Below are 18,643 nucleotides of genomic sequence, written 5' to 3'. Positions count from 1 at the left end.
CGGTGACAAGCCAGGATGACGAAAAAGAAGAGAATGGCTTTTACGGGAAATTGGACGAACCCCAAACCTCACCCCGGCGTCAGCGGTCCCTTGGGAGCCTTGGCCACGCCGGCGACCAGCAGCAGCGCCACCAGCGCCATGGCGAAGCACAGCCAGAAACCGTCGATATAGGACAGCACCGTGGCTTCACGCTGCACATTGGCCGACAGGGTGGCGACGGCCCGTGCCCCATCGCCCAGGCGGTGTGACAAGGCGGCCAGGGTGGATTGTACCGCCGGATCGTCCAGGCGCAGATGCTGGCCGGTCAGGTTGGAATGGACCTGTTCGGACACGCGCAGGAAGGTGCTGGTCAGGGCCGTGGCCAGCACCACGCCATCGACGCGCAGCACCTGGATATAGGCCGACACCGCCGTGGCGCGGGCGGGATTGCTGTTGGCCAAGGCCAGGATGACGATGGGCAGGAAGGTGAAGCAATGGCCAAAAGCCTGAAGCAGGACGATCGGCGCGAAGTCCCCTGCCCGCCATTCGTTGGTCAGGCGCGTGCCCAGCAGGGCCGACAAGGCGAAGGCCGACAGCCCGGCGATGATCATATAGCGCCCATCCACCCGCCCCAGCAGCCACACGGCCAAGGGCATGAAGATGAACAGCGGCAATGCCCCCCAGGCCAGCAGCAGCGATCCCGACTGTTCGGGCCGCAGATGCGCGACATTGGCCAGGAAATTGGGGATCAGGGTGGAATTGGAAACGGATGTGAAGGTGTAGAACAGCGAGGCCAGCAGCAGCAGGCCGATATTGCGCGACAGCACCACCTTGGCACTGGCCCAGGGCTGCGGCACCACCGCCTCGTTCACGAAGAACAGTGCCAGCAGCAGGACACCGCCGGCCAGTAGGCTGACCACCAGGCCGGATGCCAACCAGTCCAACCGGTTGCCCTGGTCCAGGCCGACATAGATCAGGCACAGCGACACGCCGAACAGCAGCATGCCGCCCCAGTCGGCATCTTCCAGAAGTGCCTTGTCCGCCGGCTGCGACGGCGCCCCCATCCAGGCGCACAAGGCCATCAGCGGGGCCAACAGCACATCCTGCCAGTAAAGCCATTGCCAACCCATCTGTCCGGTATAGAGCCCCACCAGCTCCACGCCGGAATTCAGCGCGAAACCCTGGCGGAACACATAGACGGCAATGCCGGCTACCCACCATTTCATCGGCAGATTGCGCAGCACCACGGTCAGGGTGGCCGGCACGAACAGGCCCAGCAGCAGCCCGTGCAGCATATGGGCCGGCAGCAGCCAATGGGGCGGCATGACCGGGATCATCAGGCACAGTGCCGCGTAACCCAGCGCCGGCCCCACCAGCACCCGGCGCACGCCGAACACCGTGACCAGCCAGGCGACGGCCGGTGCGATCAGGATCTGCGGCGCCTGGGCTGCCGTGGACAGCCACGCACCTTCATCCACCCCCAGCCCGAAGGCGCCGCGCAGGTCCGACAGGCCCACGGCGAACAGCCTGACATTGAAGTTGGTCATATAGGCGCCCAGCAGCACGGCCAGGACGGCCAGCAGCGGGTGGTGCGACCGTCGCCCGACCGAAATCGGGCCGGCGCTGACGATGGCGGGCGCGTTCATGATTGGCCCACATGGATGCGGGTTTCCACCGACATGCCGGGGCGCAGCCGTTCGACCAGGGGCTGGCCGGGGTCCAGGTCGATGCGCACGGGGATGCGCTGCACCACCTTGGTGAAGTTACCCGTGGCATTGTCGGGCGGCAGCAGGGCGAAGGTGGCACCGCTGGCCGGCGACAGGCGGGCGACATGGCCGCGCAGCACCTGGCCGGGGAACATGTCGACGCTGATCTCCACGACCTGGCCCGGTGCCACCCGGGTCAGCTGGGTTTCCTTGTAATTGGCGGTGACATGGACCAGCGGCAGCGGCACCAGGCTGACCAGGCTGGCGCCCGTGGCGACATAATCGCCCGCATGGGCCTGCACCTCCCCCACCACCCCGTCGAACGGCGCGGTGACGCGCGTATAGGACAGGCGCAGCCTCGCCGCCTCCAGTGCGGCTTCGGCCGCGCGCAGGTCGGCGGTGCGCTGGCGTTCCTGGCCCTTCAGCACATCCAGCTGCCGGCGCTGCGCCTGGGCCTGGGCCGTGGCGGCCCTGGCGTCGGCGGCGGATTTCTGCCGGTCGGCCTGGGCCTGTTCCGCCTTCTGCGGGGTGCCGGCCAGACCGCGGCGCAGCAGTTCCTGCTGCCGGTCGGCCTCCAGCGCCGTGCGCCGTTCCCCTGCCTTTGCTGCCTGGATCTGCGCATCGGCCTGGGCGATGCCGGCGCCCTGCAGCGCCATCTGGTTGGAAAGATTGTCCAGCGCCGCCTGGGCCGAGGCCACGGTGGCTTCGGCCTGCGCCACCGCCACCTGGAATTCGGCCGGGTCCAGTTCCAGCAGGACATCGCCCGCCTTCACCCGCTGATAATCGGCCACGGCCACCGACCGCACGGTGCCGGCTACCCGCACGCCCAGACGCGTCATATCGGCGCGGATGCTGGCATTGTCGGTCACCTGCACATCCGCCCCGCCGACCCAGCCATCCCAATGCGCCGACGCGGTCAGGACCAGGGTGACGACGGCACCCACCGCCACCAGCGGCAGGGCCAGCCGCCCCACACTGCCCGGCAAGGCGGAACGCAGTCGCGCCCCCAGGGCACCGGGGCCGGGCAGATGCGGGGACGGGACGGACATCGGTTCAACGGACATGGAAGACACCTCGCGGCGCTGTCGCGCCTTTCGTTCGACGGCGCTGTCGCGCCATTCAATTCGCATACTGATATTTTGTGTACTAAATATTGATCCGCGTGTAGGATGCCGCCAAGCGCGCTTCATGCATGGCGGCAGCGCAGAGAATGGATAAGAAGATGAACAATCAGACGCGGTTGGAGGAACTGCCCGGCTTCCTGGTGCGGCGCCTGGGCCAGATTTCCACGGCCCTGTTCCTGGAAGAGACGGCGGGCCTGGACCTGACGCCGCCGCAGTACGGCGTGCTGATGACCATCGCGGCGGAGCCGGGGCGCGACCAGACCTTCCTGTCCTGCCGCACGGCGCTGGACCGCGCCACCATCACCGGCGTCGTCGACCGGCTGGAAACCCGCGGCCTGATCCGGCGGGAGGTCGACCCCGACAATCGCCGTGCCCGCCTGCTCTACCCCACGCCGGACGGTCTGGCCCTGCTCGACCGTACCGGCGGGCGCGTCGACAAGGTGACGGAAAAACTGCTGTCCCCCCTGCCCGCCGATGAACAACGCCTGTTCCTGGACCTTTTGCGCCGGCTGGTGGAAGGCAACAACCAGGCCAGCCGGGTGCCGATGCGGGCGGGATGAAACATCTGGCGCTCCCATCGCCGCGCGGGATAGTTTCCTTGTCACCAATTTGGGCGATGGGAACATGACCGACGAAGCGGTGTCACGCCTGACCGATCATCTGGGTTTCTGGCTGCGCCTGGTGTCCAACCACGTCTCGCACGGCTTCGCGCGCAAGCTGGAGGGGCGGGGCGTCACCGTGGCGGAATGGGTGGTCTTGCGCGAACTGTACGGTGCCGCCCCCCTGCCCCCTTCCCGGCTGGCCGACCGCATGGGCATGACGCGCGGCGCCATCAGCAAGCTGGCCGACCGGCTGATCGCTAAGGGTCTGGTCCGGCGCGCCGACGACCCGCTGGACGGCCGGGCGCACAAATTGTCGCTGACCGATGATGGTGCTACCCTGCTGCCGGATCTGGCTCGCCTGGCCGATGCCAACGACGCGGAATTCTTTGCCGGCCTGACGGCGACGGAACGGTCGGTGATGGAAGGCGCCCTGCGCCGCATCGTGGCGGAGCACGGGTTGAAGGATGTGCCGGTGGATTAACCCTATCCCCTCACACCCCTCACCCCCCGATCCGACGTCGGATACCCTCACTCAGCGGGAAGTCCATCGTGCAGCGCACGCCGTCCGGCTCGAAATGCAAGGCGGTGGCGCCCTGGATCTCGTATGCCAGCGAGCGCTGGATCAGCGTGGTACCGAAACCGCGCGCCTCGGGCATACGGGTGGCGGGGCCGCCGGTTTCCTTCCAGCTCACACGGATGCGGGCCCCCTCGTCCAGGTGCCAGCGCACGTCCAGATGCCCGCCCGGCTGGGAGAAGGCGCCATATTTGGCGGCATTGGTGGCCAGTTCGTGGAAGACCAGGGCCAGGGCCAGCGCCGCCTTGGGCCGGAGTTCGATGGAAGGCCCCTTGATGCAGACATCCTGGGGTTCCTGGGCATAGGGGGTGACCTCGTGGCTGACCACCTCCGACAGCTGAACCCATTCCCAGTAATGGTCGGCCAGCAGGTTGTGCGTGGCCGAAAGCGCCCGCAGCCTTCCTTCGAAGGAATGCCAGAAGCTGGCCGTATCCTCATGCCGGCGCCGCGTCTGCTGGCCGATGGAAAGCACGGTGGCCAGCGTGTTCTTCACCCGGTGCGACAGTTCCGCCATCAGCAGTTCCTGGCGCTCCTCCGCCTGACGGCGCTCGGTCACATCCACGATCTGCACCACGGCACCCGACGGCCCCTCGTCCCCGTCCAGGGGGATGATGGAATAATGCACGGGCACGTCGCGTCCGTCGGGCCGGGTCAGGGTGGCGGCCTGTTCGGCCACGGCGGGCAGGGGCCTGCCGTCGGCGGCCTGTATCTCCACCCCCAGCCGCTCGAACACCGACCCGCCCTCCAACTCCCCGCCCAGCAGCGACAGGGCGGGCGGGTTCAGATATGTCGCCATGCCCGACCGGTCGGTCAGGATCAGGGCGGCCGGCACGTTGCGGGTGATGGTGGCGGTGATCAGCGCCTGGTCGGCCAGCCGCCGGTTCACGGCGGCCAGCTGGTCGGCCAGCATGGCGCGGGTGCGCGCCGCATTGCGTTCGGCTTCCAGCCTGAGCGCGCGCCCCTCCCTTTCGCGGAAATCGGCCAGCAGGCGGCGGTTCTGTTCCTCCAGGAAGCGGCGGCGCAGAATGGCGCGCAGCCGGGCACGCAAGGGCGACAGGGGGGCCGCGGGATCGAACAGATCGTCGATGCCGCTGGCCAGCAGCCGGTGCAGCGTCTCCTGGTCATGGGTGCCGCCCAGGCCCAGGATCACGGCGGTGGCCGTGCCCATGCTGGCCCGGCTCTGCCGGCACAGTTCCTGTCCGCCGACATCGGGTAGCCGGTCGCAGACCAGCATCACATCCTGCGGCTCCTGGGCCAGCCGCGACAGGGCGTCGGTGGCCCGCGCCACCTCCGTCAACAGGCACCCTTCCTCCACCAGCATGGCACGCAGCGGATGCAGGAAGGCGGCATCGAACCCGACGACCAGGGCGCGCGGCTGGCGGAACTGGATCTGCGGCAGCACCTCCATGTCATCGTCGCGCCGCGCATGGCGCAGCAACTGCCCCACGCGCAGCAGCAGCACGGCCGAATCCGTGGATTTGGGCAGGAAATCATCCGCACCGCTGTCCAGCCCCTCACGCTGGCGGGCCGGCGTCTCGTCCGCCGTCAGCATCAGGATGGGCATGGATAGCGTGGCCAGGTGCAGGCGGATCAGGCGGCACAGGTCGCCCCCCTGCATGCCGGGGAGATGATGGTCAACGATCAGCAGATGGGGCAGCGTGCGGTTCAGCAGCGGCAGCGCCGCCTCGGCACTGTCCACCTGTTCGACGACATAGCCCTCGTCCTCCAGCAGCAGGCGGAATCTCAGCGCCTGGGTGGGACTGTCCTCGATGAGAAGGATGCGCCGCGCCGGCGCCTCAACCCTGACCGACACCGGCAACCTGCGCGTTCTCCCGCATCTCGAACACGGACAGGGCCAGACGGGCCAGGTCACGTTCCACCACCGGCTTGCGCAGGATCGGCCGGTCGTGCCACTCGACGGGCAGGCCGGAGGCGTCATAGCCGCTGGTCAGGATGAAGGGCACGCCCCGTGACGCCAGGGTGGCCGCCACGGGAAAGACCAGCTGGCCCGACAGGTTCACGTCCAGGATCGCACCATCCAGGCTTTCCTGTGCCGCGAGCGGCAGGGCCTGCTGGATGTCGCCCACGGGTCCGATGACGTTGAAACCCAGATCACCCATGATGTCGGCGACATGGATGGCGATCAGGAATTCATCCTCGACGACCAGTATGCGTTTTTGAATCCCCATTACGAACCTGCGGCCAGCGATACAACATCCATAGCTTAACGCCTGAGACGGGCAAATGGCGCTAAGCGTTCAGCCTTATTTCGAACGGCCTAAGGTTGGGTATAGACCGGTGCGGCAATCCCTTCAGGTTGAGGGTTTCCGCCGATCTCCGCCATGATCCGCCCCGCCGCCCGTCCCACCAGCCCACCAAGGGTCGCGATCCGCGCATCGGTGATGCGCGCCATGGGGCCGGACAATGACACAGCCCCCACCGGATCGCCATGCTCGTTGAAGATGGGGGCCGCCACGCAGCGCAGGCCCACGGCATGTTCCTCGTCATCGATCGCATAGCCGCGCACGCGCCCGGCGGACAGGTCGGCCAGCAGGTCCGGCAGGGTGATCAGCGTGCGCGCGGTCACCCGCATCAGCCCGTGGCGCTCCACATGCCGGGCCAGCAGGCCCTCTCCCAGCGCCGACAGCAGCGCCTTGCCCACGCCCGAACAATGCATGGGCACCCGCGCGCCCAACCGGGCGAAGGTGCGCATCATCTCCCGGCATTCGACCTGCGACAGATAGACGGCCGCCCCCTGGTCCTCGATGGCCAGGTTCACCGTCTCCCCGCTCGCCTCCATCAGCGCGCGCATATGCGGGCGGGCCAGCCGCACCAGATCGCGGGTGCGCAGAAACCCACTGCCCATGATGAAGGCCTGAACCCCCACCGACCAAAGTTTGGTCTCGGCATCGAATCGCACATATCGTTCGGACTCCAAAGAAGTCAGCAGGCGATGGGTGGTGGAGGCAGCCAGTCCCACGGCATTGCCCACCTCCGTCAGGCTGGCACCGCCATCGGCCTGGGACAGGTGGTTCAGGATGGCGATGGCCCGGCCCAGCACCTGGACATTGCCGCTGCGCTCGGTGTCGGTCTTCGGCATTTGCGCTCCGGCCGTAGGTCAGGTCGAGCCGAAGGCGAGCCCTGACGGTATAGCTTGTAATCCGTTTCTGTCAGGGCTCGCCTTCGGCTCGACCTGATCTACGCTTAACATGCTTTTCCGCATCGTGGAAAGACTTCCACGAACTGTTGCGCGGCTCCGGGAGGACTGATAGGCGTTAAGGCAACGAACACCAGCCGCCTTTTGAGGGAACGCCCATGTCCGCCACGATCGATATCCACGGCCTGAGGATCGATGCCGAGCTGCACCGCTTCATCGAGGGCGAGGCCCTGCCCGGCACCGGCGTGGAACCGGCCGCCTTCTGGTCGGGCTTCGCTTCCCTGTTCCGCGACCTCGCCCCGGTGAACAGGCGCCTGCTGGACCGGCGCGAGGCGCTGCAGGCCAAGATCGATGGCTGGCACATCGCCCGGCGCGGTCAGGATATCGATGCCGACGCCTATGAGGCGTTCCTGCGCGATATCGGTTATCTGGTGCCGGAAGGCGAGGATTTCGCCATCACCACGCAGAATACCGATCCGGAAGTGTCGCAGGTGGCGGGGCCGCAGCTGGTCGTGCCGGTGATGAACACCCGCTTCGCGCTGAACGCCGCCAATGCCCGCTGGGGCAGCCTCTATGACGCGCTCTACGGTACCGACGCGTTGGGCGATGTCGGCACGGCGGGTGCCAAAGGCTACGACCCGGTGCGTGGTGCTGCCGTCATCGCCAAAGGGCGCGACGTGCTGGACCAGGCCGCCCCCCTGGCCAAGGGCAGCCACAAGGACGCCACCGGCTACAGCGTCGCCAACGGCACCCTGACCGTGACCCTGACTGATGGCACCGTGACCGGTCTGGCCGATGCCGGCAAATTCAGGGGCTATAATGGCGATGCCGCTGCCCCCACCAATATCCTGCTGACCCATCACGGCCTGCATCTGGACATCGTCATCGACCATACCCACCCGATCGGCAAGACCGATACGGCCGGTGTCGCCGATATCGTGCTGGAATCGGCCCTGACCGCCATCATGGATTGCGAGGACAGCATCGCCGCCGTCGATGCCGCCGACAAGGTCACCGTCTATCGCAACTGGCTGGGCCTGATGAAGGGCGACCTGACCGCGACGTTCGAAAAGGGCGGCCGTACCCTGGACCGGGCGCTCAACCCCGACCGCACCTACAAGGCGGCCGACGGCATCGGCAGCGTCAGCCTGCATGGCCGCTCGCTGCTGTTCATCCGCAATGTCGGCCATCTGATGACCATCGATGCCGTGACGTTCGCGGATGGGTCCTGGGTGCCGGAAGGCATCCTGGACGGCATCGTCACCAGCCTGATCGCCCTGCACGACCTGCGCCGCACCGGCGGCCTGTCCAACAGCCGGGCCGGCAGCGTCTATATCGTGAAGCCCAAGATGCATGGTCCTGAGGAGGTGGCCTTCGCCAACCATCTGTTCGACCGGATCGAGGATGTGCTGGGCCTTGCCCGCCATACCCTGAAGATCGGCATCATGGATGAGGAACGGCGGACCACGGTCAATCTGAAGGAATGTATCCGCGCCGCCAAGGACCGCGTCTGCTTCATCAACACGGGTTTCCTGGACCGCACCGGCGACGAGATGCACACCTCCATGCAGGCCGGCCCCATGATCCGCAAGGCCGACATGAAGGCGGCGGCCTGGATCGGGGCGTACGAGAACTGGAACGTCGATAACGGTCTGGCCGCCGGCTTCCGCTCCCATGCCCAGATCGGCAAGGGCATGTGGGCCATGCCCGACCGGATGGCGGAGATGCTGAAGGTCAAGATCGGCCATCCCATGGCCGGCGCCACCACTGCTTGGGTCCCCTCACCCACCGCCGCCACGCTGCACGCCCTGCACTATCATCAGATCGATGTGGCGGTCCGCCAGGCGGAACTGTCCACCCGGCCGCGCGCCAGCCTGCGCGCCATCCTGACCATCCCGCTGGCCCGCGGGGTGAACTGGTCGGATGCGGAGGTGAACGAGGAGCTGGAGAACAATGCCCAGGGTATCCTCGGTTATGTCGTGCGCTGGGTCGACCAGGGCATCGGCTGTTCCAAGGTGCCGGACATCCACAATGTCGGCCTGATGGAAGACCGCGCCACCCTGCGCATCTCCAGCCAGCATATCGCCAACTGGCTGCTGCATGGGGTGTGTACCGAAGCCCAGGTGCTGGCGGTGATGAAGCGCATGGCGGCCGTGGTGGACGGACAGAACGCGGGCGATCCGCTCTACCGGCCGATGGCGGCGGATTTCGACGGCTCCATCGCCTTTCAGGCGGCATGCGATCTGGTGTTCAAGGGGGTGGAGCAGCCCAGTGGCTATACCGAGCCGCTGCTGCACAAGCATCGCCGGGCGTTGAAGGCGCGGGGCTAGGACCGGTACAGGCTGACTGGAAACGCTTTCCTTCGTCATCCCGGTGACAAGCCTGGCCCCGGGGGCCACAGGATCGAACCTCGACGCTGTCTTGCTCAAGGCTGCTGAAAGGTCGGGCATTTGGCCCCTGGGTCCCGGCTTTCGCCCATACGCGCTAACTTAACCCGTTGCACCCTTCCTGCCTCCCCCGCGAAAGCGGGGGTCCAGGAGCCAAAGGCACTGAAGCGTTGGTTCTTGTGGCCCCTGGGTCCCCGCTTTCGCGGGGAAAGCACCTTATTCCAATCGGCTAAGTTAGCGCCTATGGGCTTGTCACCGGGATGACGGAAAGGGCAGCGTTTCCAATCAACGACAAACCGCACTAAGACGGCTCGCCCTGTCCCTCGCCCTGATTTCCGGCTATGATCTTCGGATATCAGGGCGAGGGAGACTTGTCCGTGAACGATGATCCAACCTGCTTGGCCAAGCATGGTACTGCATCACATGATAATGATGAGGCGTTGGCTAACCAGTCACTGAAGCCGGGCGCCATCCTGGCGGCGTTGCGCCGGTCGCCACTGGTGGGCGCGGAACTCGACCTTTCCCGGCCGTGGAACGAGGGGCGGAAGATCGATCTATGATACAGATTTCGCCGAGTGAATCGGAATCGGTACCGCCGATCCAACTTCCTGTCCGTTGAAGCACATGCGCCACCAAGCAATTCCGATCAGCCAATGGCCCAAGGGGCTTTGCTTCGACCTTGCCAGGATTTCCATGAATGTCGATGAGCTGGCACAGAGGCTGAATGTGCCGGTTGAAACGGCAAATGATGACCTCGATTATTTCAAGGCCATCATTGTCGATACGGCATTTGGTCCCATCGCCTTTCAGCAATATCGCGGCATGCCGGATCGTTCCACCCTGGTCATCTGTATGGAAGCTCAGGCCGACACGCGGAAATTGCTCCACGATATCGCATCAATCTTCGGTATTCCGGCTGAGCGGTTTGTCTGGACCTGCCTTTCGGATCAACCTTCGCCGAGATAGCGCTCCTCAAAACTCCACCAACGCCGTCTTCACCTTCAAATTCGCCATATAGGCCTCGCGCCCCAGATCCTTGCCGATGCCCGACCGCTTGAACCCACCTGTCGGCAGCATGAAGTCGTTGGAACGGCCATAGCGGTTGACCCAGACCGTCCCCGCCTCCAGCCCGCGCACAGCGCGCAAGGCACGGGCGACGTCGCCCGTATGCACCCCGGCCGCCAGACCGTATTCGGTGTCATTGGCCAGCATGAAGGCCTGTTCCTCATCGGTGAAGGTCTGCACCGTCAGGACGGGCCCGAAAATCTCCTCCCGCACCGCCTCGGCATTGCCGTCCAGCCCCGCCAGGATGGTGGGCTGGAAATAGGACCCGTCCTGCGGCCCCGCCGCCCTGCCCCCGCCCGTCACCAGTTGCGCCCCGCCGGCAACGGTGCGGCCGACGATGCCGGCGATGCGGTCGAGCTGCGGATGGGAGATGATGGGCGACAGGCTGGAACGGGCGTCCCAGGTGGGGGCCGCATGCAGGGCCTGGAACCGTTTGGTGATCAAATCCACCACCCGGTCAGCGACGCTGTCCTGCACGATCAGACGGGAACCGGCCACACAGACCTGCCCGGCATTCAAGGTGATGGCGCGGGCGACGATCGCGGCGGTCTTGTCCAGGTCGGGGCAGTCGGCGAAGACCAGCTGCGGACTCTTGCCACCCAGTTCCAGGGTCACCGGCTTCGGTCCCGTTTCCGCACACGCCGTCATGATGGCGGCCCCGGTGCGGGTGGAACCGGTGAAGGTGACCTTGGCGACCAGCGGATGGCGGCACAGCGTGTCGCCCACCGACCGCCCATCGCCCTGCACGATGTTGAAGATGCCGGGCGGCAGCCCCGCCTCGATCGCCAGCTCCGCCACGCGCACGATGGAAAAGGGCGTCATTTCCGACGGTTTCAGCACGATGGAATTGCCCGCCGCCACGGCGGGGGCGATCTTCCACACCGCCATGACGATGGGCAGGTTCCAGGGCGCCACGGCCGCCACCACGCCATAGGGCTCGGTGATGGTCAGACCCAGCTTGTCCGGCGTGGTGGCCGCCACCTCGCCCCCCACCTTGTCGGCGAATTCGGCATAGAAACGGATGCATTCGGCGGCATAGGAAATGTCCCAAGCCTTGCACTCCGCAATGGTGCGTGTCGACCCCACCGCCTCCAGCACCGCCAGCTCCTCCATATGCGCATCCAGCAGATCGGCCCAGCGGCGCAGCACCCGCATGCGCTGGCGCGGATCGGCTTTGGCCCAGCCGCTGCCTTTATAGGCGCGCTGCGCATCCCGCACCGCCTCATCCACCTGGGCGTGGCCTGCGCTGTCCAGCGTGGCATATTCGCGTCCATCCGACGGGCGGCGGACGGCGATTTCCGCCCCCACACCGGCGACGCGGCGCCCGGCGATGAAGTTGGAACCGGCGGGCAGGATCAGGCTGTCGGGATCAAAGGCGCTCAAGGGATGACACTCCGGCTGGCATTCCATTGGTGTCATGAATAGGCCCGCCGGCACGGCATTTGGTCGGGATCAGCCCGAACCGACACGCCACAATCTTCCGAATTAACCCGCATCCCGGCAGCGAATGCCATGCCACCGGGTCTATCATCGCCGCATGATACCTGGGTTTGCCCCCACGGCAGTTCATGCCGCCGCAAACCCAAGCCTGGAAGGGAAACCACATGGAAAAGGCCACCCGGCCCGCTGTGACGCTGCGCGCGATGAGCGAAGCCGATCTGGAGGCAGCCCACGCCCTGTCGCGCGAACTGAACTGGCCGCACCGTCTGGAGGATTGGCAGTTCTTCCTGGAATTCGGCCAGGGCGTGGTGGCGGAGCGTGACGGGGCGGTGGTCGGCACCGCCATGTGCTGGCTGTTCGGGGAGAAGGCCGGCACGCTGGGCATGGTCATCGTCTCGCCCGACGCCCAGGGCCTGGGCATCGGGCGCAAGCTGATGGCGGCCGTCATGGACATCCTGGGCAACCGCACCATGATGCTGCACGCCACCGAAGAAGGGCTGTCGCTCTACCAGTCGCTGGGCTTCGTCGCGGTGGGCGAGGTGTTCCAGCACCAGGGCACGGCCTTTTCCGTGCCCCTGCCGGAATTATTGCCGGATGAGCGGGTGCGGCCCATGGGCCTGCGCGATATGGAAATCATCACCGACCTGGATGCCCGCGCCACCGGCATGGACCGCCGCCGCCTGATCGACACCATGGACAAGAGTGCCCTGGGCGTCATGCTGACCCGCGATCATGAGGTGGCGGGCTTCGCCCTGTTCCGCAAATTCGGGCGCGGCTATGTCGTCGGCCCCACCGTGGCGCCGGACATCGGCGGGGCCAAGGCCCTGATCTCCCACTGGCTGGGCGCGAACGCGGGCATGTTCTGCCGCGTGGATGTGACGGAGGCCAGCGGCCTGTCCCCCTGGCTGGACGAGCTGGGCCTGCAGCGTGTGGGCCGCGTCACCCGCATGATCCGCGGCACGCCCGTGCCCGTCGATGCCGAATTCCACACCTTCTCCCTTGTCACCCAGGCCTTGGGCTGAACCGAACCATGACGACCCTGACCCTTTCCGATCCCGGCCTGTTCCGCCAGTCCGCCTTCATCGCCGGTGAATGGCGCCAGGCCGCCGGCATGGCCATGCTGGAGGTGGACAATCCCGCCGACGGTTCCATCCTGGGCAGCGTGCCCGCCTGCGACGCGGCGGACACCGAGGCCGCCATCAAGGCCGCCCACGCCGCCTGGCCGGCCTGGCGGGCGCTTACCGCCGGCGCCCGTGCCGACCTGCTGGAACGCTGGCACGCGCTGATCCTGGCGCATACCGACGATCTGGCCCGCATCATGACGGCCGAACAGGGCAAGCCCCTGGCCGAGGCCGCCGGTGAGATCCGCTACGCCGCCAGCTTCGTGAAATGGTTCGCGGCCGAAGGAAGACGCGTTTACGGTGGCGGCGTGCCGGCACCGGAGGCCGACCGCCGCATCCTGACCTGGAAGGAACCGGTGGGCGTCTCGGCGATCATCACGCCGTGGAACTTCCCCGCCGCCATGATCACCCGCAAATGCGCCCCGGCCCTGGCCGCCGGCTGCCCCGTGGTGATCAAGCCGTCGGATCTGACGCCCTACAGCGCCCTGGCCCTGGCCGTGCTGGCCGAACGCGCCGGCATCCCGGCCGGCGTGTTCAACGTCGTCACCGGCCCGCCCACGGGCATCGGGGCGGCGCTCACCCGATCGCCCCTGGTGCGCAAACTGTCCTTCACCGGCTCCACCCGCGTGGGATCGCTGCTGATGGCGCAGAGTGCCGACAGCGTGAAGCGCCTGTCGCTGGAACTGGGCGGCAATGCACCGCTGATCGTGTTCGACGATGCCGACCTGGATGTGGCAGTCGCCGCCACCATGGCCAGCAAGTTCCGCAATGCCGGCCAGACCTGCGTCTGCGCCAACCGCATCCTGGTCCAGGACGGGGTGTACGAGAAATTCGCCGACAAGCTGGCCGCCGCCGTCACCGCCCTGCGCGTGGGCCGCGGCGATGTCGCCGGTGCCACCATCGGCCCCCTGATCAACGACGCCGCCGTCGCCAAGGTGCAGTCCCATATCGACGACGCCCTGTCCAAGGGGGCCAAAATCCTCGCCCGCGCCGATGACAATGGCCTGGCCGGCCGCTTCGCCGCCCCCACCATCCTGACCGGCATGACCCCGTCCATGCGCGTGGCAGCGGAGGAGACGTTCGGCCCCGTCGCCCCCCTGTTCCGCTTCAAGGACGAGCGCGAGGCGCTGTCCATCGCCAACGACACGCCCTTCGGCCTGGCGGCGTACTTCTACACCGAGAACCTGCACCGCGCCTTCCGCGCGGCGGAAGGGCTGGAGGCCGGAATGGTGGCGCTGAACACCGGGTCGATCGCCATGGAGATGGCGCCCTTCGGCGGCATCAAGCAATCCGGCCTGGGCCGCGAGGGCGGGCCCACCGGTATCGAGGAATATCTGGAAACCAAGGCCTTCCACATCGGCGGCCTGAAACTGCACGAGGCAGGCTGAAACCGGGTGTGATGCGCCATGCGCATCGCGATCGGTTCGGCGGCGACTGCCGCCGCGCGGCACGTGCCGCGTAGCCAAGCCGCCGGATGGCGGCGCCGGCGACTGAGGAAAGGTGTAAAATGAAAAGCTACAAGATCGCCGTGATCCCCGGCGACGGCATCGGCAACGAGGTGATGCCCGAGGGCATCCGCGTCCTGGAAAAGGCCGCCAGCCTGTTCGGCTTTACCATCGAGCAGCAATGGCATGATTTCGCCCATTGCGACTATTACCTGAAACATGGCCGCATGATGCCGGAGGACTGGAAGGCGCAGATCGGCAAACCTGACGCCATCTTCTTCGGCGCCGTCGGCTGGCCCGCCAAGGTGCCCGACCATATCTCGCTGTGGCAGTCGCTTCTGCAGTTCCGGCGCGAGTATGACCAGTATGTCAACCTGCGCCCCGTGCGCCTGATGCCGGGCGTGCCCTGCCCCCTGGCCGGGCGCCAGCCGGGCGACATCGATTTCTGGATCGTGCGCGAGAATACCGAGGGCGAATATTCGTCGGTCGGCGGCACCATGTTCCCCGGCACCGACCGGGAGGTGGTGATCCAGGAAACGGTGATGACCCGCCATGGCGTCGACCGGGTGTTGAAATACGCGTTCGATCTGGCCAACCGCCGCCCCAACCGCCACCTGACCTCGGCCACCAAGTCCAACGGCATCGCCATCACCATGCCCTACTGGGACAGCCGGGTCGAAGCGATGGCAGCGCACTACCCCGACGTGCGCTGGGACAAGTACCATATCGACATCCTGACGGCGCAGTTCGTGCTGAACCCCGACCGGTTCGACGTGGTGGTGGGCTCCAACCTGTTCGGCGACATCCTGTCTGACCTGGGGCCCGCCTGCACCGGCACCATCGGCATCGCGCCGTCGGGCAATATCAATCCCGACCGCACCGGCCCGTCCCTGTTCGAACCCGTCCATGGCTCCGCGCCCGACATTGCCGGCCAGGGCCTCGCCAACCCGGTGGGCCAGATCTGGTCGGCGGCCATGATGCTGGAACATCTGGGAGAGGTGGAGGCAGCATCCGCCATCGTCACCGCCATCGAGCGCACGCTCGCCGAACCGGGCCTGCGCACCCGCGACCTGAAGGGCACGGCCGACACCACCACTTGCGGCAAGGCGGTGGCGGCGGCGTTGGGGTGAGGGGGTGAGGGGGGCTGCAGCCTCTGTGAAAGTCTGTGCAGTGAGGTTTTTTGCCACTCTCCACCGTCACCCCGGCGAAAGCCGGGGCCCAGTGTCAAGGCGCGGTCAGCGCGGATATGAGTCCATATCGCGGCAGACGCCGCTCTGCGCCTGGGCCCCGGCTTTCGCCCATGGGCGCTAAGTTAAGCGTTTGAGCAGACCAATTCCATCCTCACTACCGTCACCCCGGCGAAGGCCGGGGTGATGGTGGAAGCACGTGACAGCAACAGAGCCCCAGTTTCTAGGACAAAATTCCCCGTCAACCTCGACTTCCGCACCAAATCCGTGATGGGATTAATTTCCCTACCCTGTCCGGAGCGCCGCGCCGATGTCTTCCCTCTCCCAAAATCCCTACGACCAGGACCACGCCACCCTGACGCCGAAGGAACAGTCGGAGGCTTGGTGGCGCGGTTCTTCCGACCGGTTCGTGAAGCCGTTCACGGAGTATGTGCGCTTCACCTCCTGCAACCATCTGATGGCAGGATATAATTCCCGCAAGCTGGATGAGGCCACCTGGGCCAAGATCGCCTTCCACCTCGCGGCAGGCGTGCCGATCATCAAGATCGCGGAACATTACAAGCTGTCGCGCTCCACCATCTGGCGGGCTTTGGGCCGGTCGCACAATCTGCGCCGCCGCGTGGCGGAGGAAAGCGCCCTGATGCGGCGGGAGGCCGACAGCCGTTTCGTGGCCATGCGCGAACTGGTGGTCGACACGCTCTACCGCGCCGTGGCCGACGGCAACATGCGCGCCACGCTGTGGGCCGCCGACCGGCTGGGCCTGCGCGTGGAACTGCTGCAACAGGCGGAAAAGCCACCCAAACCCGGGGCAAGCCCGTCAAATGCAAGGTGCGGGCGTCGGTCCGGCCGGAACCTTATGAACCCGGCCCCTCCTGGCGGCTGGAACGCGGCACATACCGGATCTACCGCCGCGCCGCCCCGCGCGTGCTGACCTGGATACTCCATAACAGCCTGATGGCGTCGATGGCGCTGCCGGCCTCACCGCCGCCCGCTGGGCAGTGCGTTCCCGCTGGATGGCCTAGGGCGACAAGCCGCCCATGGACCTGTGCGACAGGGGCGAAATCACGTCGCGCAATGTTTCACAGACCCGCCGCAAGCGGGGGGAGGATGATGGGTATTGAGGCATGGTGCGGTCCTGGGGGCACCTCCGTCGCCACCCATTCTACCGTCACCCATGCTGCGGCCGGGCCCCAAGTGACAAGCGCTTCGCTCTACGACCTGGGCCCCGGCCGCAGCATGGGTGACGGTGGATATTGTCAGAAACCTCACGACCATGACTTTCGCGGGGGCTTGTCATCGGGAGCGGCACCCACGGCATAAACTGCCGCGCCGCGCCCCCAAATCCCACCGCCCCCGCCGATCCGTCGCCGACAACAGCGCCAACCGCGCCCCTGCCGGGCCTAGCATGATGTCCAGACCTTCCTTCCAGGACCAGGCAGATGCTGAAGCGCAACCGTTCCATCCTCGATATCGACCGGGATCACCTGATCCACCCCGTCACGTCCTTCCATGGGCACGAGGCGCGGGGCGCCACCCTGCTGGAAAGCGGCAAGGGCATGTGGCTCAAGGATATCGACGGGAACGAGGTGTTGGACGCCTTCGCCGGCCTGTGGTGCGTCAATGTCGGCTATGGTCAGGACAGCATCGTGGAGGTGGCGGCCGAACAGATGCGCCGCCTGCCCTACGCCACCGGCTATTTCCATTTCGGCAGCGAACCGGCGGTGAAGCTGGCGGAAAAGCTGGTGGACCTGTCCCCGGCCAGCCTGACCCGCGTCTATTTCACCCTGGGCGGGTCCGACGCGGTGGATTCTGCCGTGCGCTACATCACCCATTACTGGAACGCCGTGGGCAAGCCCACGAAGAAGCACTGCATCGCCCTGGAACGCGGCTATCACGGCTCCTCCACCGTGGGTGCCGGCCTGACGGCCCTGGCCAATTTCCACCGCCTCTTCGACCTGCCCCGCTCCTGGCAGCATCATATCCCCTCGCCCTACCCCTATCGTTCCGATGTCGGCCGCGACCCCGCCGCCATCATCGCCCGCTCGGTGACGCAGCTGCGGGCCAAGGTCGATGAACTGGGCGGCCCCGACAATGTCGCCGCCTTCTTCTGCGAACCGATCCAGGGCTCCGGCGGCGTCATCGTCCCGCCCTTGGGCTGGCTGAAGGCGATGCGCGAGGCCTGCCGGGGAATGGATATTCTGTTCGTGGCGGACGAGGTCATCACCGGTTTCGGCCGCACCGGCCCGATGTTCGCGTGCGAGGATGACGGGGTCGACCCCGACCTGATGACGGTGGCCAAAGGCCTGACCGCCGGCTATGCCCCCATGGGTGCCCTCTTGATGTCCGAACAGGTCTATCAGGGCATCGCGTCGGCCGCGAAGGGCGGCGATGTGGTCGGCCACGGCTTCACCTATTCCGGCCACCCGGTCAGTGCGGCCGTGGGGCTGGAGGTGATCCGGCTTTATACCGAAGGCGGCATTCTGGCCAATGGCCAGGCCCGCGCCGGTGATTTCGTCGCCGGTCTGGAGTCCCTGGCCGATCACCCGATGGTGGGCGACGTGCGCGGCCGCGGCCTGCTGGGGGCCATCGAACTAGTGTCCGACAAGGCCACCAAGGCCCGCTTCGACGCATCGCTGGGCCTGTCCGACCGGCTGTTCCGGCAGGGCTACGCCAATGGCGTGATCTTCCGCGCCTTCGGCGACAATATCATCGGCCTGGCGCCGGCCCTTTGTTGTGACGCTTCCGAAATGGCGTTGATTTTCCAGCGCATCCGGCAAACTCTCGATGACCTGCTGGAGGCTCCGGACGTCCGGGCCGCCCTGGCGTGATCTTCAATTCCTCGTCTCGTCCTTTGGC

At 66.5% G+C, this 18,643-nt stretch carries 15 protein-coding genes; 9 read left to right on the top strand and 6 right to left on the bottom strand.

What is annotated here, in order from left to right:
- Positions 1 to 68: 68 nt before the first annotated feature.
- Together ACM9HJ_RS25465 and ACM9HJ_RS25460 are read right to left on the bottom strand one after the other, a co-directional pair.
- Positions 69 to 1,625: an MFS transporter gene (locus ACM9HJ_RS25465; RefSeq protein ID WP_416574598.1), complete on the bottom strand. Its 1,557-nt coding sequence runs from the start codon at positions 1,623 to 1,625 to the stop codon at positions 69 to 71.
- A complete protein-coding gene (locus tag ACM9HJ_RS25460) occupies positions 1,622 to 2,749 on the bottom strand; it encodes an HlyD family secretion protein (RefSeq protein ID WP_416574597.1) in 1,128 nt (375 codons plus the stop codon). Before ACM9HJ_RS25460 ends, ACM9HJ_RS25465 begins: the two co-directional genes overlap by 4 nt.
- 158 nt (positions 2,750 to 2,907) lie before the next feature.
- Here ACM9HJ_RS25460 and ACM9HJ_RS25455 point away from each other — a divergent pair, with 158 nt between their 5' ends.
- Together ACM9HJ_RS25455 and ACM9HJ_RS25450 are read left to right on the top strand one after the other, a co-directional pair.
- Complete coding sequence (locus tag ACM9HJ_RS25455) at positions 2,908 to 3,369, top strand: MarR family winged helix-turn-helix transcriptional regulator (RefSeq protein WP_416574596.1); 462 nt, start codon at positions 2,908 to 2,910, stop codon at positions 3,367 to 3,369.
- A gap of 64 nt (positions 3,370 to 3,433) precedes the next feature.
- On the top strand, positions 3,434 to 3,892 hold the full coding sequence (locus ACM9HJ_RS25450) for a MarR family winged helix-turn-helix transcriptional regulator (protein WP_416574595.1): 459 nt from the start codon (positions 3,434 to 3,436) through the stop codon (positions 3,890 to 3,892).
- 19 nt (positions 3,893 to 3,911) lie between these two features.
- Here the strand turns inward: ACM9HJ_RS25450 and ACM9HJ_RS25445 are convergent, their stop codons facing one another.
- From ACM9HJ_RS25445 to ACM9HJ_RS25435, 3 genes are all read right to left on the bottom strand, one after another.
- On the bottom strand, positions 3,912 to 5,798 hold the full coding sequence (locus ACM9HJ_RS25445; RefSeq protein WP_416574594.1) for a response regulator: 1,887 nt from the start codon (positions 5,796 to 5,798) through the stop codon (positions 3,912 to 3,914).
- Positions 5,782 to 6,174: a response regulator gene (locus tag ACM9HJ_RS25440; RefSeq protein ID WP_416574593.1), complete on the bottom strand. Its 393-nt coding sequence runs from the start codon at positions 6,172 to 6,174 to the stop codon at positions 5,782 to 5,784. The genes ACM9HJ_RS25445 and ACM9HJ_RS25440 overlap by 17 nt, the downstream gene beginning before the upstream one ends.
- Before the next feature lie 89 nt (positions 6,175 to 6,263).
- Positions 6,264 to 7,085: an IclR family transcriptional regulator domain-containing protein gene (locus ACM9HJ_RS25435; RefSeq protein ID WP_416574592.1), complete on the bottom strand. Its 822-nt coding sequence runs from the start codon at positions 7,083 to 7,085 to the stop codon at positions 6,264 to 6,266.
- 215 nt (positions 7,086 to 7,300) lie between these two features.
- Here ACM9HJ_RS25435 and ACM9HJ_RS25430 point away from each other — a divergent pair, with 215 nt between their 5' ends.
- Together ACM9HJ_RS25430 and ACM9HJ_RS25425 are read left to right on the top strand one after the other, a co-directional pair.
- Positions 7,301 to 9,472 carry a malate synthase G gene (locus ACM9HJ_RS25430; protein ID WP_416574591.1) on the top strand — a complete coding sequence of 724 codons (2,172 nt, stop codon included), beginning with the start codon at positions 7,301 to 7,303 and terminating at the stop codon, positions 9,470 to 9,472.
- A 681-nt stretch (positions 9,473 to 10,153) separates the two neighbouring features.
- Complete coding sequence (locus ACM9HJ_RS25425) at positions 10,154 to 10,495, top strand: hypothetical protein (RefSeq protein ID WP_416574590.1); 342 nt, start codon at positions 10,154 to 10,156, stop codon at positions 10,493 to 10,495.
- Positions 10,496 to 10,501: 6 nt separating this feature from the next.
- On the opposite strand, the gene ACM9HJ_RS25420 is transcribed toward ACM9HJ_RS25425, so the two are convergent.
- Entirely contained in the window at positions 10,502 to 11,977 is a 1,476-nt protein-coding gene (locus ACM9HJ_RS25420; RefSeq protein WP_416574589.1) for an aldehyde dehydrogenase family protein, read from the bottom strand.
- A 221-nt stretch (positions 11,978 to 12,198) separates the two neighbouring features.
- On the opposite strand from ACM9HJ_RS25420, the gene ACM9HJ_RS25415 reads away from it, so the two are divergent.
- The 5 genes from ACM9HJ_RS25415 (at position 12,199) to ACM9HJ_RS25395 (ending at position 18,615) form a co-directional block, all read left to right on the top strand.
- Positions 12,199 to 13,056, top strand: coding sequence for a GNAT family N-acetyltransferase (locus ACM9HJ_RS25415; protein ID WP_416574588.1), 858 nt, complete (start codon positions 12,199 to 12,201; stop codon positions 13,054 to 13,056).
- Positions 13,057 to 13,064: 8 nt separating this feature from the next.
- Positions 13,065 to 14,543: an NAD-dependent succinate-semialdehyde dehydrogenase gene (locus ACM9HJ_RS25410; protein ID WP_416574587.1), complete on the top strand. Its 1,479-nt coding sequence runs from the start codon at positions 13,065 to 13,067 to the stop codon at positions 14,541 to 14,543.
- Between the two features lie 119 nt (positions 14,544 to 14,662).
- Entirely contained in the window at positions 14,663 to 15,730 is a 1,068-nt protein-coding gene (locus ACM9HJ_RS25405; protein WP_416574586.1) for a tartrate dehydrogenase, read from the top strand.
- 367 nt (positions 15,731 to 16,097) lie between these two features.
- Positions 16,098 to 16,718, top strand: coding sequence for a helix-turn-helix domain-containing protein (locus tag ACM9HJ_RS25400; protein WP_416574585.1), 621 nt, complete (start codon positions 16,098 to 16,100; stop codon positions 16,716 to 16,718).
- Between the two features lie 508 nt (positions 16,719 to 17,226).
- Positions 17,227 to 18,615 (top strand): aspartate aminotransferase family protein, encoded by a 1,389-nt coding sequence (locus tag ACM9HJ_RS25395; RefSeq protein ID WP_416574584.1) that lies wholly within the window; start codon positions 17,227 to 17,229, stop codon positions 18,613 to 18,615.
- Positions 18,616 to 18,643 lie beyond the last annotated feature (28 nt).

The sequence above is a fragment of the Niveispirillum sp. KHB5.9 genome, from assembly GCF_048066115.1.
Taxonomy (GTDB): domain Bacteria; phylum Pseudomonadota; class Alphaproteobacteria; order Azospirillales; family Azospirillaceae; genus Niveispirillum.
This window is presented reverse-complemented; position numbering and strand designations above follow the sequence as displayed.

Excerpts from the sequence above, each read along its gene's own strand:
- ACM9HJ_RS25465 (WP_416574598.1), bottom strand. The coding sequence starts at position 1,625 with ATGAACGCGCCCGCCATCGTCAGCGCCGGCCCGATTTCGGTCGGGCGA.
- ACM9HJ_RS25460 (WP_416574597.1), bottom strand. The coding sequence starts at position 2,749 with ATGTCCGTTGAACCGATGTCCGTCCCGTCCCCGCATCTGCCCGGCCCC.
- ACM9HJ_RS25455 (WP_416574596.1), top strand. The coding sequence starts at position 2,908 with ATGAACAATCAGACGCGGTTGGAGGAACTGCCCGGCTTCCTGGTGCGG.
- ACM9HJ_RS25450 (WP_416574595.1), top strand. The coding sequence starts at position 3,434 with ATGACCGACGAAGCGGTGTCACGCCTGACCGATCATCTGGGTTTCTGG.
- ACM9HJ_RS25440 (WP_416574593.1), bottom strand. The coding sequence starts at position 6,174 with ATGGGGATTCAAAAACGCATACTGGTCGTCGAGGATGAATTCCTGATC.
- ACM9HJ_RS25435 (WP_416574592.1), bottom strand. The coding sequence starts at position 7,085 with ATGCCGAAGACCGACACCGAGCGCAGCGGCAATGTCCAGGTGCTGGGC.
- ACM9HJ_RS25430 (WP_416574591.1), top strand. The coding sequence starts at position 7,301 with ATGTCCGCCACGATCGATATCCACGGCCTGAGGATCGATGCCGAGCTG.
- ACM9HJ_RS25425 (WP_416574590.1), top strand. The coding sequence starts at position 10,154 with ATGCGCCACCAAGCAATTCCGATCAGCCAATGGCCCAAGGGGCTTTGC.
- ACM9HJ_RS25415 (WP_416574588.1), top strand. The coding sequence starts at position 12,199 with ATGGAAAAGGCCACCCGGCCCGCTGTGACGCTGCGCGCGATGAGCGAA.
- ACM9HJ_RS25410 (WP_416574587.1), top strand. The coding sequence starts at position 13,065 with ATGACGACCCTGACCCTTTCCGATCCCGGCCTGTTCCGCCAGTCCGCC.
- ACM9HJ_RS25405 (WP_416574586.1), top strand. The coding sequence starts at position 14,663 with ATGAAAAGCTACAAGATCGCCGTGATCCCCGGCGACGGCATCGGCAAC.
- ACM9HJ_RS25400 (WP_416574585.1), top strand. The coding sequence starts at position 16,098 with ATGTCTTCCCTCTCCCAAAATCCCTACGACCAGGACCACGCCACCCTG.
- ACM9HJ_RS25395 (WP_416574584.1), top strand. The coding sequence starts at position 17,227 with ATGCTGAAGCGCAACCGTTCCATCCTCGATATCGACCGGGATCACCTG.